Origin of the sequence: Bifidobacterium callitrichos DSM 23973, assembly GCF_000741175.1 — a bacterium.
Taxonomy (GTDB): Bacteria; Actinomycetota; Actinomycetes; order Actinomycetales; family Bifidobacteriaceae; genus Bifidobacterium; species Bifidobacterium callitrichos.
The window spans coordinates 109244-135707 of sequence record NZ_JGYS01000008.1 but is presented as its reverse complement, the minus strand read 5'-3'; the positions used below and the strand labels follow the sequence as shown (position 1 = coordinate 135707).

The window sequence follows — 26464 nt, the reverse complement described above, 5'->3', positions numbered from 1 at the left end:
ATTGACGATCCGTCAATCGCACACCAATACTCCGTTTTCCGCGTGATTCCGCGGTTTTGACCCGATGTGCGATTGTGCGGAAGCGTGCGTTTGGCTCACACGTTTCCTATTGAGAATGATTCGCTGTAAAACGCCTAGTATACATACCGACCGTCGGTATGTATACTAGATGGTCAAGGAGGCACGCATGGCACGCAACAAGCACCCGGAACGCACCCGCGCACGCATCCTCGACGTCGCGAAGCGGCTATTCCTCACCAAGGGGTATGACGGCACCACGATGCAGGACATCGTCGACAGCCTCGGCGACCTGTCGAAAGGCGCGGTCTACTACCACTTCAAGTCGAAGGAGGCAATCCTCGACGCGATCGGCGAGGAGGACCAATCCCGCCATGACCCCACGGCGATCAACGACACGGGGCTGACCGGATTGGACAAGCTGCGTGAGGCCTTCCGCCGTTCCGCGGCCGACAACGAGCATATGCGTCTGATGAACATGGCCTATCCCGCGATGCACGATCCGAAGCTCCTGGCCGCCAATCTCAAGGTCTGGCGTACCCAGGTCGCCGATATGTTCGAGGCGATGATCCGCGAAGGCGTCGCCGACGGCTCGATCGACACCGCATACCCACGCGAGGCGGCGGAACTGCTCGCCCTGTTGACCAACTACTGGCTCGTCCCCACGTTCTACCCGGCGACGGCCGACGAACTGCATCACCGCGTCGAGGCTCTGGCCGCGGTATGCACCGGGTTGGGCGTACCGATCCTCGACAAGGATCTCATCGAAACCGTTTCCCGCGGATACACCGCCCTGATCTGATCGGCCCCCCTCATGAACCCGAATACCCATCTTATTTCACGCGATTTCATCCTACTGGTCGCCGGTCAGGGCATCTCCCTGTTCGGCAATCTCATGCTCCGGTTCGCGATGTCGATGTGGGTGCTCGACGAGACCGGTTCCGCAACGGTCTTCGCGTCGATCCTCGCGGTCTCGATCGTCCCGACCATCATCCTCTCGCCATTCGGCGGCGTGCTCGCCGACCGCATGAACCGCCGCACGATCATGGTGGCACTCGACGCACTCTCCGGCGTGCTGGTGCTCGCGTGCGCGCTGCTCTTCGCCACGATCGGCTTCAATATGATCGCGATCGCGGCGATGCAGGTGGCCCTCGCCGTGCTCGGCGCGTTCGAGACGCCGACCGTGCAGGCCGCGCTCCCCCAGATGTACCGCAAGTACGGCCAGTCGACGCTGCGCCGGGCGATGGCGGTCGTCAATCAGACGCAGCAGCTCGGCTCCCTGCTGCCGAGCTTCCTCGGCGGCGTGCTGTACGCGATGTTCGGCATCCATCTGATGATGGCGATCACGATCGCGAGCTTCGCCGCGGCCGCCCTGCTCGAATGCTTCATCCGTCTCGGCGCGCCCGACCGCGGCGACGAGGAACTGCCGACGCCACTCGAGGACCTGAAGGCCGGCGTCCGCTTCCTCACCCATGACCGCCCGAACGTGTTCCGGCTGGCGTTGTTCGTGGCTGGACTGAACTTCATCGTGATCGGGTATTCCGCAGTCGGATTCCCGTATACGATCCGCACGGTGCTCGGGTTCGACTCGACCGTCTATGGTGTGGCCGACGGGCTGGTGGGTGTGGCCGGAGTCGCGGGCGCCTTCATCGCCGGACTATTCGCGGCGAAGCTCACGATGCGGCATATGCCGGTGGCGTTGGCCGCGTTCGTGCTGCTGCTCGTCCCGCAGGGAGTCGCTTTCCTGCTGCCGATCGGCGCGTGGGCGCAGCTCATCGTACTGGTGGCGTTCACCTGCGGCACGATGGTCGCGACCTGTTTCACGAACCTCATCACGATTCCGGCGATCCAGCTGAGCACGCCGGAGGCGATGACCGGCAAGGTCATGGCAATGCTCTCCGCGCTGGCCATGTGCGCCCAGCCGCTCGGACAGATGGTGTACGGCTGGGCCTACGACCGGTTCCCCGTCGCCGTGGTGCTGTTCGCCAGTGCCGCTGCGATGGCCGTGCTCACCGCGGCGATGGTGCCGCTCGCCCGCAGATTCGACGAATAACGCCTCCGATCAGTCGATGTCGGCGCCGAGCTGGTGCAGCTTGCCGCGGAAGTCGGCGTAGCCGCGGTCGATGAGCGAGATGCCCTGCACGTTGGACGGGCCCTTCGCCGCAAGCGCCGCGATGAGGTGTGAGAATCCGCCGCGTAGATCCGGCACGTCGATGTCGCGGCCGGTCAGCGGGGTCGGTCCGAAGATCACGGCCGAATGCTTGTAGTTGCGCTGCTGGAAGCGGCACGGCAGGGAGCCGAGGCACTCGCGGTACAGCTGGATCGTCGCACCCATCTGCACGAGCGGCTTGGTGAAGCCGAAACGGTTCTCATAGACGGTCTCGTGCACGATCGACAGGCCGTTGGCCTGCGTCAGGGCGACGACCAGCGGCTGCTGCCAGTCGGTCATGAAACCGGGGTGCACGTCGGTCTCGATGGCGACCGGGTGCAGGTCCCCACCCGGGTGCCAGAAACGGATGCCCTTGTCCGTCACGTCGAACTGGCCACCGACCTTGCGGAACACGTTGAGGAAGGTGATCATCTCGGGCTGCGTGGCGCCCTTGACGAAGATGTCGCCGTGCGTGGCGAGCGCCGCGGAGGCCCAGGATGCGGCCTCGATGCGATCGGTGAGCGAGGTGTGCGTGTAGCCCTTGAGCTCCTTGACGCCCTCGATGCGGAACGTGCGGTCCACGTCCACGGAGATGATCGCACCCATCTTCTGCAGGACGCACACGAGATCCATGATCTCGGGCTCGGTGGCCGCGCCGGACAGCTCGGTCTTGCCTTCGGCGAGCACGGCGGCGAGCAGCGTCTGCTCGGTGGCGCCGACGGACGGGTACGGCAGGTGGATCTTCGCGCCGTGCAGACCGTTCGGCGCGGTGATGTGGATGCCGTCCTTGTGCTCCTTGTCGACGTTCGCGCCGAGCTTGCGCAGGGTCTCCAGATGGAAGTCGATCGGACGGCCGCCGATGTTGCATCCGCCAAGCGCGGGGATGAACGCCTCGCCGAGACGATGCACGAGGGGGCCGGAGAACAGGATCGGGATGCGCGAGGAGCCGGAAAGCGTGTCCACGTCGGCCACGTCGGCCAGCTGCACGTGCGAGGCATCGATGGTGACGATGCCGCCCGCGCCGTCCACGTCCACGTCCACGCCGTGCAGGCGCAGCAGATCGGAGACCACGTGAACGTCGCGGATCTCGGGCACGTTCTTCAGCACCGACTTGCCCGGTGCGAGCAGTGCGGCGACCATCGCCTTGCTCACGAAGTTCTTCGCGCCACGCACCTTGATCGTGCCGTTGAGGGGCTTACCGCCCTCGACATGCAGCACATCGTTCTCGTTCTCGCCCACGACTACCTCTTTCGTCTTCTTCCTGGACCGCGGAAACACTATATGACAGTGTGCCATACGGCATGTGCGTACGTCGTGAAATAAAGGCGGTGGTATGTTCGCAGCGAAACCGGACCCCAGCACCGCAATGTGACCCGCATCACATTATCGCCCTGCGATACGCGCCAATCGCAACACCCGATCGCGGCTTTGCTAATGTGGTGAACAGCTGGTGAACGTTCACAGGCGGAGGCAACGAAAGACTCCGCACGTTCCCGACCAACCTGCAAAGGAGCTGTACCTATGACCACCGTCGCCATCGTCGGATGCACGCATGCCGGCACCTTCGCCGCCACCTCCATCCTCGCCGAGCATCCCGATTGGACCGTCCACGTCTTCGAACGCAACGGCACCCTGTCGTTCCTGTCCTGCGGCATCGCCCTGTGGGTGGGCGATCACGTGTCCGACCCGAAGAAGATGTTCTACTCCTCGCCGGAACAGCTCGCGCAGGCCGGCGCGACCATGCACATGCGCACCGACGTCACCTCGATCGACGTCGCCGGCAAGACGCTCGCCTACCGTCCGGTCGACGATCCGGACGCCGAACCCGAGATCCTTCACTTCGACAAGCTGGTCGTCACCACCGGCTCACGCCCGGTGATCCCGCCGATTCCGGGCATCGACAGCCCGCACGTGCTGCTGTGCAAGAACTGGGACCACGCGATCGCGATCAAGTCCAAGGCCAAGGAGGCCAAGTCCGCGGTCGTGATCGGCTCGGGCTACATCGGCGCCGAGATCGCCGAGCAGTTCAGCCTCACCGGCGTCAAGACCACGCTGGTCGACGGACTCGACCGACCGCTCGCGAACAACTTCGACAAGCAGATCACCGATCAGGTGGCCGCCGCGTTCGAGGAGCACGGCGTCACGCTCGCGCTCGGACAGAAGGTCACCGCCTTCCGCGACAACGACGACGACACCGTCACCGTCGTCACCGAGAAGGGTGAGTACACGGCCGAGATGGCGATCCTCGCGGTCGGCTTCCTGCCGAACACGGACCTCGTCAAGGGCCAGGTCGACATGCTGGCGAACGGCGCGATCGTCATCGACGAGTACATGCGCGCCTCCATGCCGGACGTGTACGCGTGCGGCGACTCGGCGACCGTCTTCTACAACCCGACCGGCAAGCACGACTACATCCCGCTGGCCACGAACGCCGTACGCCAGGGTCTGCTGGTCGGCCGCAACATCGACAAGCCGACCGTCAAGTACCTCGGCACGCAGGCGACCTCCGCCGTGCAGCTGTACGACCTGTCGCTCGCCGCGTCGGGTCTGACGAAGGCGGGTGCGGAGCGCCGGGGACTTACGGTCCACGAGACCGAGCTGACCGAGGACTACCGCCCCGACTTCATGCTCACCACCACGCCGGTCACGTCGATCCTCACGTGGGACCCGGTCACGCGCGAGGTCAAGGGCGGCCAGTTCTGCTCGAAGGCCGACATCTCCGGCGCCGCGAACGTCATCTCGATGGCGATCCAGGCGAAGTTCACCATCGACGAGCTCGCCAACGTCGACTTCCTGTTCCAGCCGAACTTCGACAAGCCGGTCTACTACGTCGGCGCCGTAGCCATGAAGGCCGCCGCCGAAGCAGCGGAATAAATAGGTTGCCGTGGGGTGGCCCCCCTCTGACGGGACGTTGCCGTAAAGCAAACAGCAGAGCTGTTTGTAGGCAACGTGCGAGCCGACAGGCGAGCTAGCCATCTGCGCGCGCAGCGCGTCCACAATTGCAGGACGGGCTGGCAGCCGCAGGCTGACTGGAGGAGAGAAGGCGAGCAGCACAGCATCGGCCTACGGCCGATCCCGTCTCACTCCGCCTTGATCTCGCGGGCGAGTTCCGCGTCCCACATCGCGCCGGTGGCGGACATCACACTGTCCGCGCCGGCGCTCTTGTATGCCCGGTAATCAGCCGGGGTGATCACGCCGCCGACGCCGTTGATCGCGAAGTCGAGGCCGAGCTTCTCGCGCAGGGCGGCGAGGCGGCGGACCATGTCGAGGCCGGCGCCGCGGATCGCGTTGCCGCACACGCCGGAACGGTCGCGGCCGGCGCCGGGCAACGCCTGACGCCCCTCGGCGTCGACGAGCTTCGCGGAGATCGTATTGATCGTGCTGAAGCCCTGCACGGTGCCACGTTCCACGGTGGAGCGGATCATCAGCTCGAGCGAGGAGTCGTCAGGGAAGTACGCGAGCTTGACCATGAGCGGGGTGTCGCCGATCTCGTTCTTCACCGCCTCGGTGATGCGCCCGACCAGCTGCGGGTTATGGCACAGCAGGCGATTGTGCCCCTCGTTCGGGCAGCTGGTGTTCATGACCATGACCTTCGCGCCGGTCTCCTTGACCAGTCGCGCGGTGGTGGCGTGGTCGGCGATGTAGTCCTCCTCGCTCATGCCCTCGACGCGCGATCCCTGGAAGCTCGGCACGAGCAGCTGGCCGGGGCCGGCCGCCTCGATCGCGCGGAACATGTCCGGCTGCCAGCGGTCCGGGTCCTGCGAGGGCACGCCGAAGCTGTTGGAGATGGAGATCGGCAGCTCGTAGTTCGTGTCGGCGAGCACGCCCTCGTCGAGTTCGTCGCTGCCGGGGGTCAGGGAGCCGTCGGCCGACTTCGGATGCACGGCCAGCACGTTCGGGAACGGGTTGCAGCCCCACGCCCGCGAGCGCACGGTCTTGTACGTCGCGAGGTCGAAGCCCATGCGGAATGCGGCCGTCGTGAAGCGGCTGTTGAGTAGCGGCCCCGCGGGGATGCCGAACGCGAGGTTCACCGGCACGCCGAGGAACGACTCGGCGGGCTGGGCCGGTTCGGCGGCGGCCGCGCCCTCCTCGGCACCCGGCTCCCCCTTCAGCGCCTCGGCGAACAGCCCGAACGGCCCCTGTTCGTAATTGTCCTCATACGTGCGATTGACGTCGTAAAACGGTTCGAACTGCTCGCTCATATATCCTCCTTGGTACCGCTATACGTTCCAGCATAGGGCAAGGGACAAGCCGAACCGCTGACAGCGCAACGTCAGCCCATCAGCGCTCCGATGAAGGAGACGATGGCCGTCAGAGCGTTGCCGGCGACGAACACGATGAACGTCCACGACGTCCAGCCGAGGTACGTGCCCGGCGCGCTGCGATTGGCGCGCACGTAGGCCTTCAATCCCCTGCCGTAGACGACGAACGCGAGGATCGTGCCGGCGACCCCGATCAGGCTCAGGATGAGCGAGTACGCCAGATACCCGTTGTCGTCCAGATAGTGCGAGGCGAGGCCGTCGACCACGCCGCTCAGGATCGCGTTGTTGAAGATGTGCAGCGCGATCGACCACACCAGCGAGTACTCCATCGCGACAAAGCCCAGCAGCAGGCCCATCAGGAAGGCGAACGCGCCCTGCACCACGTCGCCGTGGAAGAGACCGAAGAGGAGCGCCGAGGTGACGATCGCGAAGTTGCGTCCGAATGGCTTCAGTTCCTTCAGCAGGACGCCGCGGAACAGCACCTCCTCAAAGATCGGACCGATCAGGCCGATGTACAGCCACATGCTCACGGTGACGGCCGATTCGGTGATGCTCTCCGACGTGGGCGACGGCAGGGACAGGCCGATGGCGGAGAAGCCGAGCTGCACCAGTGTGACCACGCCTTGAATACCGAGGCACAGGGTGAGAAACACCAGGAGCCACAGCGGTTTCATGTGCGCTCCGCCGTACCGGCTGACGCGCCCGATCTGCCACGGCTCGCCATAGTTGTCCCTGTGCGGCCCGCCGAGCCAGAACTCGCGGGTGAGGATGTCCTTGCGACGCATGAACAGCAGGAACACGATCGCGCACGTCACCGCGACCAGCATCACGATGCCGGTGTGACGAATAACCATGAGGTTGGTCAACTCGGAACGCTCCGCCATCGTCACGATCACGATGGTCAGCGCGGCCATGGCAGCGCCGATGTTCATCACCACCTCATACGCCAGCGTCAGGCCGACCGGCCGGTTGATCATCCTGCGCTGCCTCCTGCGGAGCACCTTGCGTGGATCCTCCGGCAGGGGCTGCGGCGGATAGTACGTCTGTGCCGGCTGCCTCACCGGCTGCTGAGCTTGGTAGTTCGCCGCCGGATAGCCCGGCTGGGGCGATTGCGGCTGCGACTGAATTTGCGACGGTGCCGCCGGCCGCTGCGGCTCTTGGTTTGTGTTCATGATTCATACGCTAATCGCTCAGACTGTGGAACGCATGACAGTTGTACACACGCGTCGACCCTGGTACACAGATGATTACCAGCCTTTGCCCAGCTTGTCGGTCACGAACCGCGCCGAAACCGTCACGCATCTCCCGGCCTTCCCACGCATCAAAAGCGCCGTCAGTGGCGAAAAATCCACTGACGGCGCTTTCTTGAAACGGATCGGAGTATCGGCAATGTCATATCGGTGTCAGATCATCGCCTCTCAGCCCATCACCGCGCCGATGTAGGAGAAGATGGCGGATGCGAGGGTGATCGCGACGAACACGATGAACGTCCATGAAGCCCAGCCGGAGTAGGTGCCCTTCACGCTGCGGTTGGCACGCTGGTACTCCGTAAGCCCCTTGCCATACTTCGCAAACACGACGATCAGGCCGATCAAACCGATCGCAATGATGGCCCACATGAATGCCGCGTCCCCGGTCTCGCCGAAGTAATGCGTGATGCCAGCACTCAGTCCGCCGAGGACCGCGTTGTTGAATACGTGGAGCGCGATCGCCCATATCAGCGAGTACTCCATCGCGATGAAGCCGAGCACCAGGCCCATGGCGAACGCGTAGGTGCTCTGCACGAGATCCTGATGGAACAGGGCGAATATCAGCGCGGACGTGACGATCGCGAAGTTCTTGCCCAGCGGCTTCAACTCCTTCATCAGCACACCGCGGAACAGCACCTCCTCGCAGATCGGCCCGATCAGACCGGCGTACAGCCACATGCTCACGGTGACGGACGCCTCACTGATGCTCTCAAGCGCCGGTGAGACGAGATCGACGCCGACCTGGCTCAGTCCCCAGGTGATGGCCATCCGAACTCCCTGCACGCCGAACGCAAGGGCCAAGAATACGAGGGCCCACCTCGGGGTCATGCGCGCGCCGCCGTATTGGCTGATGTGTCCCAACTGGTTCGGTTCGCCGTAGGTGTCGGTATGCGCGCCTCCCAGCCAGAACTCGCGTGTGAGGATGTCGCGCCGACGCACGATCGTCAGGAATCCGACGGCGACGAGCACTACGGCGAGGCTTGCCACACCTTGCCCCCGGAAATACTCGTCACGACTGGAGGACGTGAAAGCGAGGAAGGCGAGGGCGGCACTGCCGAGGATGATCAGGATCATCTGGTAGATGAGCGTCACCCCCATCGCCCGGTTGACGACGCGGCGACGCCATCCACGCCACCACTTGCGCTGTTCGGGGGATTCGGGGGATTCGGAGGCGGAAACGGAGACGGGCTGCTGCGGCTGCAGCGGCTGAGCGGTGAGTACCGACTGGGACTGAAGCGGCTCAAGTGCCGGCCGCTGCGGCTTCGTGGTTGTAATGTTCATGATTCCAAGGTATCCGTTGGAAACAGGGCGATTCCGGCGGTGTACACACGCGTCCACCCTTGTACACACACGTCTACAGACGGTTGTCGAGGACACCCATCGCGCCTGAAAACCCACCTTTTGGCTCCCCTTGTCAGGGGAGCTGGCTCGCGAAGCGGGACTGAGGGGTAGTCAGAGGACCAGAATCCCCCTAACTGCACAGACCGACCACTAGAATGGCGCGTATGAGTGCTGAGAAGGGACAATCCGCACAGTCCGTGCCGACGCTGGTGGCCATGGTGGACAACGACCGCATGGCACTGCTGGCGTTGAAGGGGATTCTGCCGCAGTTGCTGCCGTCGGCCCGTTGGATCTGGGACGCACAATCGGCCGACGAGGCGGTGCGCAAGGCGCTGGACCCCGAGACCCGCCCGAAACTGCTGCTGGTGGACATGTCGTTGGGCGACGCCACCGGTGTGAGCGTGTGCCGCAAGATCCGCATGCGCACCGATCGCGTGGCGCTGCTCGGCATCACCGCGTTCTCGGTGTCCGACTATGCGACGCGAATCGCGGAGGCGGGTGCACAGGGCATCGTCTCGAAGGCGGATATCCCGCAACTCGCGCAGGCGCTGCGCATGGTGTCGTCGGGCGAGGTCTACACGCCTCCCGCCTTGCGTTCGATGGTCACGTTCCGTACCGCATCCGAAGCGCATCGACTGCTCGTCGACACCGTCGATGACGCCAATGAAAGCAACGACGGCAACGCCCCCGAACGCCCCAAACTGGGTTCCAAGGAGGCGGAGACGCTGCATCTGCTCTCGCGCGGGCTCACCTACGACCAGATCGCCGCGCAATGGGGTGTCGCGGCCTCCACGGTTCGCACGCACGCCCATCGCGCGGTCGACAAGCTCGGCGCGAATTCGCTCGCGCACGCGATCGCGATCTGGCTGAGTCAGTGAGTTCCGAGCGGGATGTCGGCGCTGATCATCCAGGTGTCGTCCAGATTGCTGGTGGTGAGGGTGCCGCCGACCATCTCAATCGCCGCGCGATGCAACGCCAGTCCGCTGCCGTGGCGCCTCCCGTGCACCAGGGTCTTCGATTCGTCCGCGATCGCGTTGACCTCGCTGATGCGGATATGCTCCGCGGTGATCTCCACGAACAGGCTGTACGCGGGCTCGTCGATCCGGCGCGAGCTCGCCGCGGCGTTGGCACCGGCACCGGCACCGGCACTGGCAGTCTCGTCGACATCGTCCATCGCGCAATGCCGCACGATGTTCGCATAGATCTCCTCGGTCAGCCCCATGACCACGCGACGCACGGGCTTGGGCACAACGACGTCCGGCGCGCTGTTGAATCGGGTGACGCCGGCGAGTCCCAGCATGGTCATCGCCCGATTCTGATCCTCAATGTACTTCTCAAGTTGGGCGTCGAAGGACAGATCACCCGCATGCGCTCCGACGGCGCCGCCAGCGTCATATCCCTCCTCCGCGGTCAGCTCGGTGATGTCCCGCTTGCCGTTGAGCACGTCGATGACCTCGTGCACGCGGTCGAGCGCGTGATGCGATCTGGCGTAGATCGCGTCGAGCACCTCATCGTCATCGTCCATCGCCTTGGCGCGCCAGGCGAGCATCGCGATGGTGGACATGTCGTTGGCCACGGAATCATGGATCATGTGTGCAAGCTCCTGCTCGCGCGTGATCCGGTCGAGCATGCGTTCGACGCGCGCCACCCGCTCGCCCGCCGCGGACGCGCGACGGAACGCGGCGCCGAAGACGACGAAGAATCCGAGGATCATCAGATCGAGTATGAACGTACCGACGACGATGAGGATCGTGTAGAGCGGCGAGACCTCCATCGAGCGCACGGGAATCGTACCGTCCGCGCCGATCCTGTTGAACTCCTCGACCATGCCGCGGATCACACCGCCGCCGATCGACGCCGTGTCGAACAGAGCGAAGCAGACGGCATCGGCCAGCGAGTACGCGAGCAGCACCCCGATCATCGCTCGATTGGACAGCGCATACCCGATCGCCAGGAAAACGGTGATGATGGCCGTCCCGCCGCTCGCCCACCACACGTCGACCGGCAGGAACGGTACGACCAGCAGCAGCACCGGCGCGAGCAGGCATATCAGTCTGGTTCGGAACGGCACGGCGACGACGACAACGAGCCATGCCAACGCCAGCAGCATCTGCGTAGGGCTCGCCGGCGGGACGAGGATCATCTCGATCACCAGCAGGAGCGCGCCGACGATCGCGTTCTTCTCCAGAAAGTGCGGCTCGCGCAGCCATGCGCGGACACGCCGTGTCAGATCACGCAGTTCATTCACCGCCATTGCGCTGCCCCATCCCCGCTATGTGCCGGATTATGAATCGGATCGGCACCGGCCGCCGGAACGGTGCGATTCGGCGCTTCATACCCGCGCAGCACCGGTTTGTCGAATCGCACGCCCCTGGGATTGCTGGGCAGAATCATCATCACGATGGAGATCAGATTCGACAGCAGGATCGCGCCGAGAATACCCATCACCGATGCGGCGAGACCCATGATGCTGATGGCCGTGTCGTCGGACCTGGCGGCGAGGAAGAAGACGACGGCTCCCGCAATGAGTCCGCCGAACATCACGCCCAACGGCGCCAGATACCACCATCCGCGCAGATTCACGTCATGCAGACGACGAATGGACAGCGACAGCTGGGGCAGGAAACACACCAGCTGAGCAGCGATCATGGCCAGCGTCATGATGTCCGACAACGGCGTCTCGGGCGATTCCTCCCCGTTCCATCCGGCCGAGAAACCGGCGGAGAACGCTCCCGACAGCGACGACGCTGAGTCGATGGCGGCATCCTTCACTCCGAACGCCGACGCTATGCTATACGCGGCAAACCCCACCACGATCTCGACGATCACCATGAAGAGAACCGCCCACCAGTATTCGCCGCGGGAGGCGCGTCCGCTGTAGATGAACGTCTTGCGGAAGAACCGCACGATCGCGTCGCCGAATCCGATGCCGTACCATGGCGCGTCGAGCGGCGGTTTGGCGTTCGGCATGTACGCGTACTGCGTATACGGGTTGACGGGGGATTGTGGAGCGTACGGCGCCGGAGTGAACGGGCCGTCATCCCCCTTGACGGATCGGTCGTCGCCGGCGAATCGGTTGCTGCCATCGCTGCCGTTACTGTTGTCCTCACGCATCAGCGGATCCTTTCCTCGTTATGCTCCACTCAACCGCATCGAACGTCGTTCGTCCAGCCGGGCGGTATCAGGTCGACATCTGTGTACAGTGCCGCCGTGGAGACGGCTCGCTCGGATACAGTGGGCCATATGAACGAACTTGGGGAAGGCTCCGGCACTGACGGCTGCGACGACAACTGGCGATCGCTGCCCGGCCGCACGCGAACGGCGTGGCTCGTAAACGAGGCGATCAGCTGTGTGATCGCACTGGCGGTATGCGGCGTGGTGGTCGCGGTCTGTGTGGCGAACGGCTGGTGGGGATTCTGGCAACGGCTCATCGTGGGCCTGTTCGCCGCGTACGCCGTGCTGGATCTGGCGTTCCAGCCGTTGCAGACGAAGTACGCGTACACGTTCTACCGGTTCCGTATCGGCGAGCGTGATCTGCGCACGCGTAGGGGATGGCTGCTGCGCAAGTCGACCGCCGTGCCGTACAACCGCGTGCAGCATGTGGATACGAAGCAGAATCCGGTGCTGCGTCACTTCAATCTGACCACGGTGGTCGTGCATACGGCCGCCGACGAGGTGGAGATCGAGGCGTTGGATACGGCCGAGGCCGAACGCGTGGTGGCATTGATCACCGAGCGTGTGGCGAGCGCGAAGGATAACCTGTGATGGGTGCGTTCGGGACTCCTGCCGAAGCGCGCTCCGGCGCACATGCCGACGGATGGCGGATGCTGCATCCGCTGGGGTTGCTCGTCGCGCTGGTTCAGTCGATCCGTGCGATCATCAGCACGTTCATCTCGCTGCTGGTGGTGTTCCGGCTGCTGATGGAGGGGCGATCCATGTCATGGGGCACGTGGGCGCTGATCGTGGCGGCCGTGGCGTTGACGCTCGCGCAGCCGATCATCCGATGGGCGTCGACGAGATATCGGCTTGGCGTGGACTCGCTGCAGTTCCGCTCGGGACTGTTCTTCCGCAAGAACCGCACGATCGGCTATGGCAGCATCCATGCGATCAGCAGTTCGTCGCCGGTGTACATGCAGCCGTTCGGCATCGTGCAGCTGACCGTGTCCGCCGCGGGTGCGACTGATACCGACATCACGCTTGATGCGGTGCCCGCGGCGTTGCAGCTGGAGTTGGAGCGTCTGCGGGCTCAGGCGCGCACGGGCGAGGCGATCACCGCCGGGACCACATCAACCGCAGTCACACAGGGTTCACCGTCGATTGCGGCCGCCGTCCCATCCACTTCGTCACTCGTCACGCCATCCCCATCCCAGTCATCCCCAGTTCTGCCATCCGACGCGCGCCCGGAAAGCAACGCCCCCGTCTTCCGCGCCTCGGTGCGGGACATCACGCTGTTCGCGGTCACCGATCTGGGATTCATCGCGGCCGCGTTCGTCGTGTTCGGGTTCGTGCAGAATCTGCAGGACATGCTGCCGCGTGACTGGGTGCGCACCGCGGAGCGGTCGGTCGGCGACTACGTGGCGCGGGGTGTGATCTCGATCGTCATGCTGGTGCTGGTCTGCGTGATCGTGCTGATGGTCGTCAGCGTCGTCACGTCGCTGCTGCGGTTCTATGGGTTCGAGGTGTGGCGTCGCGGCGACGATCTGGTCGTCGTGCGCGGCCTGTTCACCCGCCGTACGACGACGATCCCGGTCTCGCGCATCCAGTCGATCGTCGTACGCCAGTCGCTGCTGCGTCGCCCGTTCCACCTGTGTTCGGTGGGATTGGGGCTTTCCTCGTCGGTCAGCGGCGAGAGCGAGGAGAGCGGCATCTCCGCGGCCCGCATTCTGCCGGTGATCGGCACCTCGCGCGTGTACGACGTCCTCGCCGCGATGCTGCCCGAATGGGACCCGCGCGAACCCGGCGACGCCACGGAGCCCATCCATCGCACCGGCCGCGGACTGCTGCGCTACTACGTGACGACGCCGATCGTCGTCGCCCTCGTCGCGGCCGCAGCAGTGGGCACCGGTGTGATGGTGACGATAAGCGGCGCACCATCCCGATGGCTGTTCATCGTGCCGCTGGCGATCGGCGCGTACTGGACGGCCTGCCGCGCACTGAAGTCGCGCACCGAGGGGTACGCGATCCTGCCCGATCGACCCGATGCGTTCTGCTCGTCCGATTCGTCCGATTCGTCCGAGCCGCTGCCCCATCGCATCCTCGTGACGGGAGCCAAGGGACTGACCACGTTCGCGATGACGACCCGACGATCGCGCGTCCAGTCGATCACCCGGTCGACGACGCCGTGGCGTGAACCGCGCGGCATCGAAAAGGCGGAGATGCCGCTGTTCGTGATGAACGGCATCTCCGCCCTACGGTTCACATTCCTTCACCGAAGTGACGCCGAAACCCTCGACGCCTGGCTCACCCGGCCTGCGGCTAGATGATGCCGCGATCGGCCAACGGGCCGGCCCATTCCTGATCCTTGGGCTCGCGGGCGGAGGCGATGGGCTCTTCGGGCAGGTGCTTGGCGGGGAGGGTCTTGGGCTTGAACGGGAACCTCTCGGCGCGCATCTTCTCGTAGGCGGCGATGTCGTCCTCGTGCTGGAGCGTCAGGTCGATGTCGTCGTAGCCGTTCATCAGACGCCAGCGCGTGTAGTCGTTCACCTCGAACGGGAGGGTCACGTCGCCGCAGGTCACGGTGCGATCCTCGAGCGAGACGGTCATCTCGCGTCCGGGCTCCTCCTCGAGGAGCTTCCACAGCAGTTCGACGCTCTCCTGCGGCATGATCGCGGCGAGCACGCCATTCTTGGCGGTGTTGCCGTAGAAGATGTCGGCGAAGCTCGGGGCGATGACCACGCGGAAGCCGTAGTCGTGCAGCGCCCACACGGCGTGCTCACGGGAGGAGCCGATGCCGAACTCCGGGCCGGCGACGAGGATCTGGCCCTTGCCCGCGTATTCGGGCTTGTTGAGCACGAACTCGGGGTCGCGGCGCCACGCGTAGAACAGCGCGTCATCGAAGCCGGTCTTGGTGACGCGCTTCAAAAACACGGCCGGGATGATCTGGTCGGTGTCGACGTTGGAGCGGCGAAGCGGCACGCCCACGCCGGTCAAAGTGGTGAGTTTTTCCATGAATTGTCCTTTCGGGGTCTCCCCCACCCGGCTCTGCCGGGAGCCCCTCGTCGGAGTGGACCGCGGAGGGGGCCGATGCGAAGTTTACGAAGTCGGAGTCGATGGTCGATGGATCAGCGGGTCACAGGTCGGCGGGCGACGAGATCGTGCCGCGGATGGCGGTCGCGGCGGCGACGGCCGGCGACGCCAGATGCGTGCGCGAACCCTTGCCCTGACGTCCCTCGAAGTTGCGGTTCGACGTCGAGATCGAACGCTCGCCCGGCACCAGCTTGTCCGGGTTCATGCCCAGGCACATCGAGCAGCCGGCGTTGCGCCATTCGGCGCCGAAGTCCTCGAACACCTTGTCGAGTCCCTCGCGCTCGGCCTCGAGGCGCACACGCGAGGAGGCGGGCACGACGAGCACGCGGTGGATGTTCTTCGCCTTGTGATGGCCCTTCATGATCGCGGCGGCCTGACGCAAATCGTCGATGCGGCCGTTGGTGCACGATCCGATGAACACGGTGTCCACGGCGATGTCCTTGATCGGCATGCCGGGCTTCAAACCCATGTAGTTGATCGCGCGTTCGGCGGCGGCGCGCTTGGTGGCGTCGGCGATCTTGTCCGGCTCCGGCACGCTCGCGGTGATCGGCAGGCCCTGACCGGGGTTGGTGCCCCACGTCACGTAGGGGCCGAGCTTGGTCGCGTCGATGTCCACGACCTTGTCGAACACGGCGTCGTCATCGGTCTTGAGCGTCTTCCAGTACGCGACCGCCTTATCCCACATCTCGCCCTCCGGCGCGTGCGGACGGCCCTTCAAGTATTCGAACGTGGTCTCGTCCGGGGCGATCATGCCCGCGCGGGCACCGGCCTCGATGGACATGTTGCACACGGTCATGCGCTCGTCCATCGTCAGGTCGCGGATCGCCTCGCCGCGGTATTCGATGACGTAGCCCTGGCCGCCGCCGGTGCCGATCTTCGCGATGATCGCGAGGATGATATCCTTGGCGGTCGCGTCGGCCGGCAGCTTGCCGTTGACGTTGATCGCCATCGTCTTGAATGGCTTCAAGGACAGGGTCTGCGTGGCCATCACGTGCTCGACCTCGGAGGTGCCGATGCCGAACGCGAGCGCGCCGAACGCGCCGTGCGTGGAGGTGTGCGAGTCACCGCACACGATGGTCATGCCCGGCTGGGTGAGGCCCAGGATCGGGGCGAACGCGTGCACGATGCCCTGATCGGCGTCGCCCAGCGGGTGCAGACGCACGCCGAACTCCTTGCAGTTCTTCTCGAGCGTCGACAGCTGCAGGGCGCTCGTCTTGTCCGGGTTCGGACGGTCGATGTCGACCGTCGGCGTGTTGTGGTCCTCAGTCGCGATGAGCTGATCGACGTGGCGCGGCTTGCGTCCCGCCAGCCGAAGACCCTCGAACGCCTGCGGGCTGGTGACCTCGTGCATGAGCATCAGGTCGATGTACAGCAGGTCGGGCGCTCCATCGCTGCCCTTCCGTACCAGATGATCGGCCCAGACCTTCTCGGCCAGTGTCGTTCCCATGAGGATTCCTCCTAATTTTCTTCGCGCTAGGTATTGCTTTTGCGCTTTGTTCGTGGTAATAGACTATGCGGCGGCTCTGAGGGCGATCACATTCCGGCCGGATTATGAGATACATGATGTGGCCACGCATTCGCACACGTGCGACGGATTGCGTCGATGAGACATCGCACACGGACATCCTTCCGCAATTCGATCAAATGCTTGATTCCAGGCCCGAATCGCCTATCATGCCTCGCCATATCCGCACTTTTCCGCTGTGCGTTTTCACTGACGAGTCGTCGTTTTCCCCTTCTCCATACCCCCGCAATGCAAAGCTCACCTCGTGAGACACCTCCTCGATTTGGCATTTCACTATGTGAGATGGTATAAACGGCAATTATGACTTCAACAAGCGCAGACCCCACCGTGGCCGAAACGCCGCTCGCGGAACAGATCCCCGCCGAAGAACCGACCTCGGAGACCGCCGAGCAGAACGACGGCGAGGTACACTCCGGCGTCGGCGTACTTGACAAAACCGTAAAGATTCTCGACGCCCTCGAAACCGGCCCCTCCACGCTCGGCCAGCTCGTCGCCGCCACCGGACTGGCGCGACCGACCGCCCACCGCCTCGCCATCGCACTGGAACGCCACCGCTTCGTGCTGCGCGACCAGCACGGACGCTTCGTGCTCGGCTCCCGCTTCGCCGAACTGGCCGCGGCCGCCGGCGAGGACCGTCTCCTGACCGCCGCAGGCCCGATCCTGCAGACCCTGCTCGACCGCACCGGCGAATCCGCGCAGATCTACCGCCGTCAGGGCGATCAGCGCGTCTGCATCGCAGCCGTGGAACGCGCCTCCGGCCTGCGCGATTCGATCCCCGTCGGCGCGATGCTGTCGATGGAGGCCGGATCCGCAGCCCAGATCCTGCTCGCCTGGGAGGATTCCGAGCGCATGCATCAGGGCCTTCGCCACGCCAAGTTCAACGCGACCAAGCTCGCCGCCGTGCGCAAGCGCGGCTGGTCCGAGTCGGTCAACGAACGCGAGGAGGGCGTGTGCTCGATCTCCGCGCCGATCCGCAACGCCTCCGGCCAGGTGATCGCCGCGATCTCGATCTCCGGCCCGTCCGGACGCATGGGCAACGCCCCCGGCCGCCGCTACGCGCCGCTGGTCATGGCCGCCGGCAAGTACCTGACCGAGGCTCTGATCAAGGCCTCCTCCGGCCGCTGAGCCGATTCCTTTCTCTCGGCCCCCTCTGACGAGGGGGCTGTCGCCGACCGCCCACGTGACGGTCATGCCCCACGGCTCGGCCCCCTCTGACGAGGGGGCTGTCAGCGAAGCTGACTGGGGGAGAGAAAGTCCGGGACAAAACCAGAGAAGGCCTAGCTAAACAGCCCCTTGATCTGCGCCCACAGCGACGGCTTGCGCAGCAGATCGTCGCCCTCCCCCTCCTGCGGGGGCTTGGCGTTGAGCGCGTACGTGTACGCCTTCTTCGAGCTCGGCTTGCCGACAAGCTCGCCGAACTCCAGCAGCTGCGTGCGCGGCTCGTACGGGTGACGAATATCGAACTCAATGAGTCGCGTCGCCCGCTTGGCCGGCGCCGGGCCGTAGGTGTCGAATCCGCAAGTCGGCGTCGCGGTCATCAGCACGCCATCCAGTTCACCGACGAACCCGTTGCGATGGTCGTGTCCGGTCGCCACACCTATATACAAAGGCGCATCCGTGGCATCCCGCTCGGACAGGATCGCGAATTCGTCCGACTCGTCCGGGCAGCTGATGCCCTCGCCCAGATACCCGCCGGGGCGCACCTTCTCCTCGTCCAGCACGTAGTACTGCGAAGCGTGACCACGGTATCCCTGCATCGCGTACGCCGTGGTCGACGAGACCGGCTTGAGCAGGCCGTAGTACTCGGGCAACGGCAGATGCTGGAACACCCCCGATTTCGCCCCGATCAGCCTCGGCACCTCACGCAGGAAACCGAGCGTGTCCTCGGACGGACCGGAGAACCCGCCGCCGTGCACGTAATCGCCCGAATCGAGAATGACCAGCCCCAGCACCGTACGCTTGTTGTCCGGGTCAGCGACCGGCAGCGCGAACGTGCCCACCGCATGCGGATACACCACCTGATCATGCAGCAGGCTATCCACGGGCAACACGTCGGCCTCGACCCCGGGAGTCGGGTTCACACAGCCGGGGAACCCGCGGTAGATCGCGTCGAGCTCCGCGTTGTCGAGCCCGCACTGGAAATCGTGATTGCCGTACGTGACCGCGAACGGCACCTTGCGGTCGATCAGCGGCTGCAGGAACTGCCCGATCGCGCTTTGCACGAGGTCGCGCGTGCGTGACATCGCCTCAGCCGCGGCATCGGCGTCGTCGAACTCGTTCGCGGGGCTCCAGCGACGCTTGCGGAACGTCGGCGCGAACGCCGGGTCATATCCGGCGATCTGATTGCCGGTGAAGACGACCAGATCCGGACGCACCGCATCGAGACTCGCCCCGATCAGGCGGATGGTGTCCTTCGCGACCTTCGCGCCGGCCTGGATGTCCGCGACCTGCAGGACGCGGAACTTGCCGGAGGTGTGGAACTGCAAGCGCCCAAGACGCGCCGATATGGACAGAGGTCGGGTCTCCCCCGCCTCCGCCGGCCTGATCCTCGGCTTTGAAGACAACCCTTCGGGCGCACGCTGTGTTTCCGTCATATCCCCCACTGTAGCGATGATTCGGCTAACCGTATATTTCCCACGACGCATTTTCCATCGCACTGTATGTATTTCATGTATTTCTACTGCATATCCTGTTACGATGCATTCCCATTGCGAACGCACGCCGCGCACACCGCACACTCGCACTGAAAACAAAAAACCCTCGCTTTCCGCGAGGGTCATTGGCTGGGATGCCTGGACTCGAACCAAGAATGGCTGAACCAGAATCAGCTGTGTTGCCAATTACACCACATCCCAATTTGGCAGGCGTACAACCTTGTGAGCTGTGCGTCTTCGTACCCCCGACCGGATTTGAACCGGTGTTGGCGCCGTGAGAGGGCGTAGTCCTAGACCGCTAGACGACGGGGGCATATTCAGTTTTTCACTGGCTGCTCGGCGAACCGCGCAACAGGTGATTAATATACGCGGCATACCCAGATGACGCAAGTCACGGCGTGTCGCCAGCATTTCCAACGTTTCGCACCGCCACCGGTCACCACATCACCCACTGACGGCCGCCGACCACCCACTAACCACCCACTGCCCCACCGATCACCCCACTACTCCACCCCAGCGGGAGAGACCACAACCAGTCTGACGGAAACCTCTCACCGAGGAGGTCAACAGCGAGACAAAGCGGACACATGCCACCGGAAACCTCTCACCAAGAACAGTTCCGCAAGAGTTCTCCGACACGGCATGGCCACAACCTCTCGCCAAGGAGCCTCCCCGCGAGACAAAACGGTCACAAGCCACCGGAGACCTCTCACCAAGAACAGTTCCGCGAGAGTCCCCCAACGCAGCATGACCCCAATCTCTCGCCAAGGGGCACCCTGGCGAGAGATCAGTGACACAACCAGACAGACAGCTCTTGCCGCAGGCGTCAATGCCCAAGAAAAGCGACCAGGTACGGTCAGACCAGATACAGAAAAACCCTCGCATCTGGCGAGGGTTCCTTCGCTGGGATGCCTGGACTCGAACCAAGAATGGCTGAACCAGAATCAGCTGTGTTGCCAATTACACCACATCCCAATTTGGCAAGCATCTACAGGCTAACTGTAAGTGCCAAGTACCCCCAACCGGATTTGAACCGGTGTTGGCGCCGTGAGAGGGCGTAGTCCTAGACCGCTAGACGATGGGGGCATATTCAGTTTTCACTGGCTGCGAGGCGAACCCGCCGCGCAACGAAAAGTTAATTTACGGGAAAGTCAAGCATCAAGCAAATCACGGCGTGTCGCGCACGGCTGCACGCGGTCGCACATGGTCGCGCACGGCTGCATGCGGTCGCGTACACCCCCAAAGACGTCACCGTGATCCCCAAACCCCAAGTCGCAGACCACCTCAAGGCAGCACATCAAAACACCAATCAGCAGAAGGCCTTGCGCACCCCTACTGATGAATTATCAGCAATCCTACTGATGCCCTGCATCTACACAGCCGCGCGCGGCACGGCATCTTCCCATCGGGAATTGCCCGGGACGAACCAGCCAACATGGACCCGTTCGCCCAAGCATTCCCAACACCTCACAATGGATTGAATCAGGCAACCGGCTCCAGAGCCACCCAGACGACGCCGTGGGGCCTGACGGTCGCGCGGAGTACGCCATCGGCGTCAACGAAGGCCTTGCCGGTCGCGAATCCCGTCGAATCCCACAGATCGACGATACGCCACTCCGAGGGAGCGTGGCCGAGGCCTGTGATGCCCTGCACCTGCATCGTCACCTCATGCGCGGCGCTGCCCGTCCAGAACAATGCGGCGTACACGCTACCGGGGCGGACGGACCCGCCAGTGGTATCCGCGGCCCAGACGATCTCATCCCCGTCCGTGCCGATGATGCGCTCGCGCTTGGCCTCCGTGTTGTTCACAGTGTGTGCGGTGACGTCCTCAAGAGCATCGTTCTCAAGCATGCGCAACGTCGATGGAGCGGAAGTCGGCAGATCGCCACCGAACATCAGATTCGAACGGGCCATCGACCACAGGGTCAGCATAGTCTTGCGCTCCTCGACGCCAAGCAGGCCCTGACGATCCTCGCCGCGCTCGGCGCAGATGCCGATGCGCCCCATCGGGAGCATATCAGCGTCTGCCCAACCGGCGTCGCTCTGATACGGGGCCCATCGGGCAAGTTTGGCGAACTGGTCCAGCAGCGACGGCCAGCTGTCCCACAGATCCTCCGAGATGCGCCATGAATCGCCGTACTGGCGCAGGAAGTCGACATAGCGCGTCGACATGTTGCCGCCAGGAGACAGCGACAGGAACATGTCACGGCCGCAATCGCGCACCGCCTTGCCGAACGCGGCGATCTCACGCTCGTAGAACGGATTCTGCATATCGTCGACCTTGAGATAGTCGATGCCCCAGGACGCATAGAGACGAAGCTGCGAGTCATACCACGCCTGCGCACCCGGATGGTCAAGGTTCAGACCGTAATTGTCCTCGTTCCACACGCAGGTGCTTGAGGTATCCGCCACCTGATCGGCCGTGTAAGAAGTGCCTTCGATGGGGAGCTTCTCCTCGACCGCCTGACGCGGAATCCCGCGCATCAGATGGAAGCCGAGCTTCAGCCCCATATCGTGCAGTCTTGCGGCAAGCGTGGTGAACCCCCGGCCGTCCGCGGCGGACGGGAACTTGCGGGCATCGGGCATCTGCCGACCATATCGGTCGAGCACAAATCGATCGCCAGCGCCGAAGGCTTCGCCGGTGCGGTCCTTCCACCCACCTTCACGGACCGTGGGATCGAACCATCCGGCATCCAGTACCAAAGTGTCCCATCCGTGTTCCAGCAGGTGGTCACGCATGTATCGCGCATTGTTCATCACGATGTCCTCGTTCACCGAGGTCCCATAGGAATCCCAGCTGTTCCAGCCCATCGCCGGCCTTGTCGCCGTCATGATCGTCGCCTTTCTCGTGATTTCGACAGGGCGCAACGCCCTTGGACGAGCATCGCACCATTCGCAGGAATGAAAGTCACGCCTTGACGGCGGACGTGGACTTGTGGGGCATGTGGGTGTAGGCGAACACGCCGACGATGATCAGCAGCAGGGCGATGCCGAACGGCAGGAACGAGACGGCCAGATCCTTCGAACCGGACACCGCCTCGATCGCGGTCATGACGATCGGCGCGAGGAAGTTGCCGACGTGGAAGCCGATCATGATGGCGGTGGACCAGAACGCCTGCTGCGACTTCTTCGCGTACTTCGGCAGCTGGTTGAACAGCCACGGACCCAGGATCGGCCCGGGCAGGTAGAAGCAGATGATCGACGCGACCAGCAGCGCGTAGCTGCCGTTGGCGAAGTACAGGAAGAAGCAGCCCAGCGCCTCGATGAAGATACCCAAGTACAGGGTGTTCATGTCGCCGAGGAACTTGTTGAGCGCGCCGAAGCCGAAGCCGGAGACGATGCCGGCGGCCACGCCGACGGACATGATCGTGGACGTGTTGAAGTCCGCGCCCAGAGCCTCCTGCGTGACGGCGGCCCAGCGCACGAAGCCGGACTGCATCGCCACCAAGTAGCCCGCGGCGAACAACACGAACAGCGTCAGGATCACGACATTGGACTTCTCGGCGAACATATCGCCATTCACGTCATCGGACTGATCACCCTCCTGATCGTTGAGCTTGACGTCCGGGACGACGACCCAGAACCATGCGAGCGCGGCGAAGGCGAGAATGTAGGCGGAGAAGGAGCCCTGCCAGCCGAACGAGGAGGCGAGCACACCGACCAGGGCGGTGAGGATCATCTGGCCGATGTTCTCGAACGCGCCGCGGATGCCCAGCAGCGTCGAACGGGTGTCGCCCGACCACAGCACCTGGATGATGGTGACAGCCAGCGAGTTGTACAGGCCGAGACCAAGACCCAGCACGCCACGGGAAACCAGGATGACGGTGTAGTTACTGACGAACATCGGCACTATGCCGGAGACGCCGACCAGCAGCACGGCGGCGCCGATCACGTTCTTGAGCCCGAAGAACCTCGCCAATGCCGGGCTGATCAGCAATGTCGCCAGCGCGGTGAGCGAGGGCGTGGTGGACAGCAGCTCGGCTGCCGCGTTGGACACATGCAGGCCATCGCGGATCTGGGGCAGGATGCCGTTGATGATGTTGAAGCTCGTCAGCAGCAGCGACACGGCCAACACGGCCAGCTGCACATTGAGCCCATATTTCTTGACTTCCGCAGTCATGATTGCTCCTTGACTTGTACGTTCACACCTTCAGCATCGACACTGCAACTCTGCATAACACCGCCGTTTATGCGTATCAATGTTGAAGCGCATAAATAAAGATAGAACGAGAGCAAGCATCACGCAACACGGCGTGTTGAAGCGCATCAATAATTATTCGACGGTCTCACATCGCATCAACCGTCAACGCATCGTCACATGGGGCAGCAACAGCTGATCGGAGATACGCTCTCCACGCAGCTGGGCGAAAATGCCATCCACGGCCTTGCGGGCCATCTCCCCAGGCACGGGATCCACATTCGACACCGGCCTGGGCAGCGAACGCGCGTAATCATCCGTATACACCGCGACGATATACAGATCGCGGCCGGGAACGATCCCAAGATCGGCACACAACTGCAGGAGGTAGTTCAACGCCCGCGGGGTGCGAACAGCAACTCCCCCATGCACACGAGAAAGATCAACCACCTCGTCCTTCAACGCCCAGATGCCACGCCACCCATCCTGCGGAGGCACGAACACCGTGCATGCCATGCCGAGCACCGCAGCCACCGCGTGGGCCTCGCCGGCGAAGAACTTGGAAAAGGGATACCGCGTGGCATCACGACCATAGTCGCCGATCACCACAATGCGCTCGGCACCCTGCTCGGCGAGGTTATTGACCGCCAACTGGGCGATGCGGCGGTAGTCGACATCGACGCAGGCAAGCCCGTGCGAATCCTCGGGACTTCCGAACAACACCGTGGGTATATCCATCTCCGCGATACGCTCAAGCCGATTGTCGTGCCACTCGATATCGAACACGATGATGCCGTCGACCATCCTCTGACGCACCATGCGGTCCAGACCATCAACCCCTTCATCGGCCGGAATGAGCATGACGTTATAGCCCTGGGCACGCGCCTCACGCATGATCACCACTAGGAACGGGCGCAGCTCGGCCATATCCGTGTCCTCATCCATGCGCACCACCACACCGATCACGCCGGTCTTGCCGCCGGCGAGCGAACGGGCGTTGACATTGGGCACATAATTCAATTCGCGCATGGCCTTGCGCACGCGTTGCTTCGTCGCCTCGGAAATCGGACGACTGCCGCTCATCACATACGAGACCGTAGCCTGGGAGACCCCGGCGCGTTTCGCGACATCCTTCGCGGTAACCATCGTCCACCTCAACAATCGACGACCAACGACATTGATTCCCTGCCGTGATCGCATGCCGTGATTCAATACCGATATTGAAGCGTATCGACACGCATGGGCAACATCACGCAAAAGGCGTCCGCAGCCAGTACGTCGGTACATGGCGGCGGACGCCTCTCATGATGCGCGATCAGACGCGATCACAGGTGCGCGCGAAGGCCCTGCAGACGCGCGATCGTCAGGTCGCGGCCGACGATCTCCATCGACTCGAAGAGCGGCGGGGAGACGCGGCGGCCGGACATGGCCACACGCACCGGGCCGAAGGCGAGACGCGGCTTGTAGCCGCCATCCTCCACGAGGGCCTTGTTGAGCGTCTCGTGCAGGGTGTCGGTCTTCCAATCGGCCTCGGAGACGCCCTCCAGCGCGGCGATCGCGAGGTCGAGCACCGCACCGGCGGACTCCTTGAGCTGCTTGCGCGCATCGTCGGTCGGCTCGAGGTACTCGTCGGTGGACAGCAGGGAGCCGACCATGCCGGCGACCTCGCCGAGCAGACGCACGCGGGTCTGGACGAGCGGCGCGGCCGCGGTGAGGATCGTCTTCTCGCGATCGGTCAGCGCGTCCCAGTTGTCCGCGGAGACGACGCCGTCGCGGTGGAGGTACGGCACGGAACGGTTGAGGAAGTCCTGCTGATCAAGCATGCGCACATGTTCGGCGTTGATCGAGATCGCCTTGTCGAGGTCGAAGCGGGCCGGGTTGGCCTTGACGTCGCGCACGTCGAACTTCTCGATCATCTCGTCCATCGAGAACACGTCACGGTCCGGAGCGATGGACCAGCCGAGCAGGGCGAGGTAGTTGAGCAGGCCCTCGCGGATGAAGCCGGCGTCGCGGTGGTTGAACAGGTTGGACTCCGGATCGCGCTTGGAGAGCTTCTTGTTGCCCTGGCCCATCACGTACGGCATGTGGCCGAACAGCGGGGTGGTCTTGGCGATGCCCAGCTCCTTGAGGTAGCGGTAGAGCACGATCTGACGCGGGGTGGAGCTCAGCAGGTCCTCGCCACGCAGGACGACGTTGATGTTCATCATCGCGTCGTCGACCGGGTTGGTCAGCGTGTACAGGGCATCGCCGTTCGGACGAACGATCACGTAGTCCGGCACGGAGCCGGCCTTGAACTCGATGGTGCCGCGAATGAGGTCGTCGAAGGCGATGTCCTCATCGGGCATGCGGATGCGCAGCGCGGGCTTGCGGCCCTCGGCGCGGAAGGCGGCCTTCTGCTCCTCGGTCAGGTCGCGGTCGTAGCCGTCGTAGCCGAACTCGGCCGGGCGGCCGGCGGCAATGTTGCGTTCCTTGATCTCCTCCGGCGTGGAGAAGGACTCGTAGGCGTAGCCGGCCTCGAGCAGCTTGGCGGCGACGTCCTTGTAGATGTCGGTACGCTCGGACTGACGGTACGGGCCGTCCGGACCGCCGACCTCGATGCCCTCGTCCCAGTCGATGCCCAGCCAGCGCAGGGATTCGAGGATCTGGTTGTAGCTCTCCTCGCTATCGCGTGCGGCGTCGGTGTCCTCGATGCGGAACACGAGCTTGCCGCCGGTGGCGCGCGCCTCGGCCCAGTTGAACAGGGCGGTGCGGATCATGCCGACGTGCGGGGTGCCGGTCGGGGACGGGCAGAAACGGACACGAACGTCCTTGGGGAGTTCGGGCTTATGGTTTTTCGCATTTTCAGCTTCAGTCATAGGTTCCATTCTGCCGCGCAAGCGGG

At 64.0% G+C, this 26464-nt stretch carries 20 protein-coding genes and 4 tRNA genes; 7 read left to right on the top strand and 17 right to left on the bottom strand.

What is annotated here, in order from left to right; all coding sequences use genetic code 11:
* Nucleotides 1-187: 187 nt before the first annotated feature.
* Nucleotides 188-820, top strand: coding sequence for a TetR/AcrR family transcriptional regulator (locus BCAL_RS06435; protein WP_043164692.1), 633 nt, complete (start codon nt 188-190; stop codon nt 818-820).
* 12 nt (nt 821-832) lie between these two features.
* Complete coding sequence (locus BCAL_RS06430; RefSeq protein WP_043164694.1) at nt 833-2071, top strand: MFS transporter; 1239 nt, start codon at nt 833-835, stop codon at nt 2069-2071.
* Nucleotides 2072-2080: 9 nt separating this feature from the next.
* Here the strand turns inward: BCAL_RS06430 and murA are convergent, their stop codons facing one another.
* Nucleotides 2081-3406 carry a UDP-N-acetylglucosamine 1-carboxyvinyltransferase gene (gene murA / locus BCAL_RS06425; protein ID WP_043164695.1) on the bottom strand — a complete coding sequence of 442 codons (1326 nt, stop codon included), beginning with the start codon at nt 3404-3406 and terminating at the stop codon, nt 2081-2083.
* A 282-nt stretch (nt 3407-3688) separates the two neighbouring features.
* Between murA and BCAL_RS06420 the strand changes: the two genes are divergently transcribed.
* Nucleotides 3689-5041, top strand: coding sequence for an NAD(P)/FAD-dependent oxidoreductase (locus tag BCAL_RS06420; RefSeq protein ID WP_043164696.1), 1353 nt, complete (start codon nt 3689-3691; stop codon nt 5039-5041).
* Nucleotides 5042-5247: 206 nt separating this feature from the next.
* Here BCAL_RS06420 and BCAL_RS06415 read toward each other — a convergent pair whose 3' ends face one another.
* The 3 genes from BCAL_RS06415 to BCAL_RS06400 all read right to left on the bottom strand — a co-directional run bounded on the left by BCAL_RS06415 (nt 5248) and on the right by BCAL_RS06400 (nt 8960).
* Nucleotides 5248-6369: a beta/alpha barrel domain-containing protein gene (locus BCAL_RS06415; protein WP_043164697.1), complete on the bottom strand. Its 1122-nt coding sequence runs from the start codon at nt 6367-6369 to the stop codon at nt 5248-5250.
* A 71-nt stretch (nt 6370-6440) separates the two neighbouring features.
* Nucleotides 6441-7601 (bottom strand): CPBP family intramembrane glutamic endopeptidase, encoded by a 1161-nt coding sequence (locus BCAL_RS06410; protein ID WP_081887310.1) that lies wholly within the window; start codon nt 7599-7601, stop codon nt 6441-6443.
* A gap of 246 nt (nt 7602-7847) precedes the next feature.
* Entirely contained in the window at nt 7848-8960 is a 1113-nt protein-coding gene (locus BCAL_RS06400) for a CPBP family intramembrane glutamic endopeptidase (protein ID WP_081887309.1), read from the bottom strand.
* A gap of 224 nt (nt 8961-9184) precedes the next feature.
* Here BCAL_RS06400 and BCAL_RS06395 point away from each other — a divergent pair, with 224 nt between their 5' ends.
* Nucleotides 9185-9898, top strand: a complete 714-nt coding sequence (locus BCAL_RS06395) for a response regulator transcription factor (protein ID WP_160268282.1) — start codon at nt 9185-9187, stop codon at nt 9896-9898.
* On the opposite strand, the gene BCAL_RS12220 is transcribed toward BCAL_RS06395, so the two are convergent.
* Together BCAL_RS12220 and BCAL_RS06385 are read right to left on the bottom strand one after the other, a co-directional pair.
* The gene (locus BCAL_RS12220) at nt 9892-11274 is read right to left on the bottom strand and encodes a sensor histidine kinase (RefSeq protein WP_052119022.1); all 1383 of its coding nucleotides are present in this window, start codon (nt 11272-11274) and stop codon (nt 9892-9894) included. The genes BCAL_RS06395 and BCAL_RS12220 overlap by 7 nt on opposite strands.
* A complete protein-coding gene (locus tag BCAL_RS06385; RefSeq protein ID WP_043164701.1) occupies nt 11265-12134 on the bottom strand; it encodes a DUF805 domain-containing protein in 870 nt (289 codons plus the stop codon). Before BCAL_RS06385 ends, BCAL_RS12220 begins: the two co-directional genes overlap by 10 nt.
* A gap of 129 nt (nt 12135-12263) precedes the next feature.
* On the opposite strand from BCAL_RS06385, the gene BCAL_RS12215 reads away from it, so the two are divergent.
* Both BCAL_RS12215 and BCAL_RS06375 read left to right on the top strand, forming a co-directional pair.
* The gene (locus tag BCAL_RS12215; protein ID WP_052119023.1) at nt 12264-12785 is read left to right on the top strand and encodes a PH domain-containing protein; all 522 of its coding nucleotides are present in this window, start codon (nt 12264-12266) and stop codon (nt 12783-12785) included.
* Nucleotides 12785-14503, top strand: coding sequence for a PH domain-containing protein (locus BCAL_RS06375; protein ID WP_043164703.1), 1719 nt, complete (start codon nt 12785-12787; stop codon nt 14501-14503). Before BCAL_RS12215 ends, BCAL_RS06375 begins: the two co-directional genes overlap by 1 nt.
* Here BCAL_RS06375 and leuD read toward each other — a convergent pair.
* Together leuD and leuC are read right to left on the bottom strand one after the other, a co-directional pair.
* Nucleotides 14496-15188: a 3-isopropylmalate dehydratase small subunit gene (gene leuD / locus BCAL_RS06370; RefSeq protein WP_043164705.1), complete on the bottom strand. Its 693-nt coding sequence runs from the start codon at nt 15186-15188 to the stop codon at nt 14496-14498. The two genes, BCAL_RS06375 and leuD, sit on opposite strands and share 8 nt — an antisense overlap.
* Nucleotides 15189-15309: 121 nt before the next feature.
* Nucleotides 15310-16713 carry a 3-isopropylmalate dehydratase large subunit gene (gene leuC, locus BCAL_RS06365; RefSeq protein ID WP_043164707.1) on the bottom strand — a complete coding sequence of 468 codons (1404 nt, stop codon included), beginning with the start codon at nt 16711-16713 and terminating at the stop codon, nt 15310-15312.
* Nucleotides 16714-17091: 378 nt separating this feature from the next.
* Here leuC and BCAL_RS06360 point away from each other — a divergent pair, with 378 nt between their 5' ends.
* On the top strand, nt 17092-17916 hold the full coding sequence (locus tag BCAL_RS06360) for an IclR family transcriptional regulator (protein ID WP_043164708.1): 825 nt from the start codon (nt 17092-17094) through the stop codon (nt 17914-17916).
* 152 nt (nt 17917-18068) lie between these two features.
* Here BCAL_RS06360 and BCAL_RS06355 read toward each other — a convergent pair whose 3' ends face one another.
* From BCAL_RS06355 to gltX, 9 genes are all read right to left on the bottom strand, one after another.
* A complete protein-coding gene (locus BCAL_RS06355; protein WP_043164709.1) occupies nt 18069-19385 on the bottom strand; it encodes a metallophosphoesterase in 1317 nt (438 codons plus the stop codon).
* Nucleotides 19386-19571: 186 nt separating this feature from the next.
* Nucleotides 19572-19646, bottom strand: a tRNA-Gln gene (locus tag BCAL_RS06350).
* A 39-nt stretch (nt 19647-19685) separates the two neighbouring features.
* A tRNA-Glu gene (locus BCAL_RS06345) sits at nt 19686-19758 on the bottom strand.
* Nucleotides 19759-20348: 590 nt separating this feature from the next.
* Nucleotides 20349-20420 (bottom strand) — tRNA-Gln (locus BCAL_RS06340).
* 38 nt (nt 20421-20458) lie between these two features.
* Nucleotides 20459-20531 (bottom strand) — tRNA-Glu (locus tag BCAL_RS06335).
* 396 nt (nt 20532-20927) lie between these two features.
* The gene (locus tag BCAL_RS06330) at nt 20928-22277 is read right to left on the bottom strand and encodes a glycoside hydrolase family 27 protein (RefSeq protein WP_238549643.1); all 1350 of its coding nucleotides are present in this window, start codon (nt 22275-22277) and stop codon (nt 20928-20930) included.
* A 76-nt stretch (nt 22278-22353) separates the two neighbouring features.
* On the bottom strand, nt 22354-23565 hold the full coding sequence (locus tag BCAL_RS06325; protein WP_043165561.1) for an MFS transporter: 1212 nt from the start codon (nt 23563-23565) through the stop codon (nt 22354-22356).
* A gap of 183 nt (nt 23566-23748) precedes the next feature.
* Nucleotides 23749-24729 (bottom strand): LacI family DNA-binding transcriptional regulator, encoded by a 981-nt coding sequence (locus BCAL_RS06320; protein WP_043165564.1) that lies wholly within the window; start codon nt 24727-24729, stop codon nt 23749-23751.
* Nucleotides 24730-24908: 179 nt separating this feature from the next.
* Nucleotides 24909-26447 carry a glutamate--tRNA ligase gene (gene gltX, locus BCAL_RS06315; RefSeq protein WP_420796819.1) on the bottom strand — a complete coding sequence of 513 codons (1539 nt, stop codon included), beginning with the start codon at nt 26445-26447 and terminating at the stop codon, nt 24909-24911.
* Nucleotides 26448-26464 lie beyond the last annotated feature (17 nt).

Bases quoted from the DNA above. Each gene is read 5' to 3' on its own strand.
- BCAL_RS06435 (WP_043164692.1), top strand. From the start codon at position 188: ATGGCACGCAACAAGCACCCGGAACGCACCCGCGCACGCATCCTCGAC.
- BCAL_RS06430 (WP_043164694.1), top strand. From the start codon at position 833: ATGAACCCGAATACCCATCTTATTTCACGCGATTTCATCCTACTGGTC.
- BCAL_RS06420 (WP_043164696.1), top strand. From the start codon at position 3,689: ATGACCACCGTCGCCATCGTCGGATGCACGCATGCCGGCACCTTCGCC.
- BCAL_RS06415 (WP_043164697.1), bottom strand. From the start codon at position 6,369: ATGAGCGAGCAGTTCGAACCGTTTTACGACGTCAATCGCACGTATGAG.
- BCAL_RS06410 (WP_081887310.1), bottom strand. From the start codon at position 7,601: ATGAACACAAACCAAGAGCCGCAGCGGCCGGCGGCACCGTCGCAAATT.
- BCAL_RS06400 (WP_081887309.1), bottom strand. From the start codon at position 8,960: ATGAACATTACAACCACGAAGCCGCAGCGGCCGGCACTTGAGCCGCTT.
- BCAL_RS06395 (WP_160268282.1), top strand. From the start codon at position 9,185: ATGAGTGCTGAGAAGGGACAATCCGCACAGTCCGTGCCGACGCTGGTG.
- BCAL_RS12220 (WP_052119022.1), bottom strand. From the start codon at position 11,274: ATGGCGGTGAATGAACTGCGTGATCTGACACGGCGTGTCCGCGCATGG.
- BCAL_RS06385 (WP_043164701.1), bottom strand. From the start codon at position 12,134: ATGCGTGAGGACAACAGTAACGGCAGCGATGGCAGCAACCGATTCGCC.
- BCAL_RS12215 (WP_052119023.1), top strand. From the start codon at position 12,264: ATGAACGAACTTGGGGAAGGCTCCGGCACTGACGGCTGCGACGACAAC.
- BCAL_RS06375 (WP_043164703.1), top strand. From the start codon at position 12,785: ATGGGTGCGTTCGGGACTCCTGCCGAAGCGCGCTCCGGCGCACATGCC.
- leuD (WP_043164705.1), bottom strand. From the start codon at position 15,188: ATGGAAAAACTCACCACTTTGACCGGCGTGGGCGTGCCGCTTCGCCGC.
- leuC (WP_043164707.1), bottom strand. From the start codon at position 16,713: ATGGGAACGACACTGGCCGAGAAGGTCTGGGCCGATCATCTGGTACGG.
- BCAL_RS06360 (WP_043164708.1), top strand. From the start codon at position 17,092: ATGACTTCAACAAGCGCAGACCCCACCGTGGCCGAAACGCCGCTCGCG.
- BCAL_RS06355 (WP_043164709.1), bottom strand. From the start codon at position 19,385: ATGACGGAAACACAGCGTGCGCCCGAAGGGTTGTCTTCAAAGCCGAGG.
- BCAL_RS06330 (WP_238549643.1), bottom strand. From the start codon at position 22,277: ATGACGGCGACAAGGCCGGCGATGGGCTGGAACAGCTGGGATTCCTAT.
- BCAL_RS06325 (WP_043165561.1), bottom strand. From the start codon at position 23,565: ATGACTGCGGAAGTCAAGAAATATGGGCTCAATGTGCAGCTGGCCGTG.
- BCAL_RS06320 (WP_043165564.1), bottom strand. From the start codon at position 24,729: ATGGTTACCGCGAAGGATGTCGCGAAACGCGCCGGGGTCTCCCAGGCT.
- gltX (WP_420796819.1), bottom strand. From the start codon at position 26,447: ATGGAACCTATGACTGAAGCTGAAAATGCGAAAAACCATAAGCCCGAA.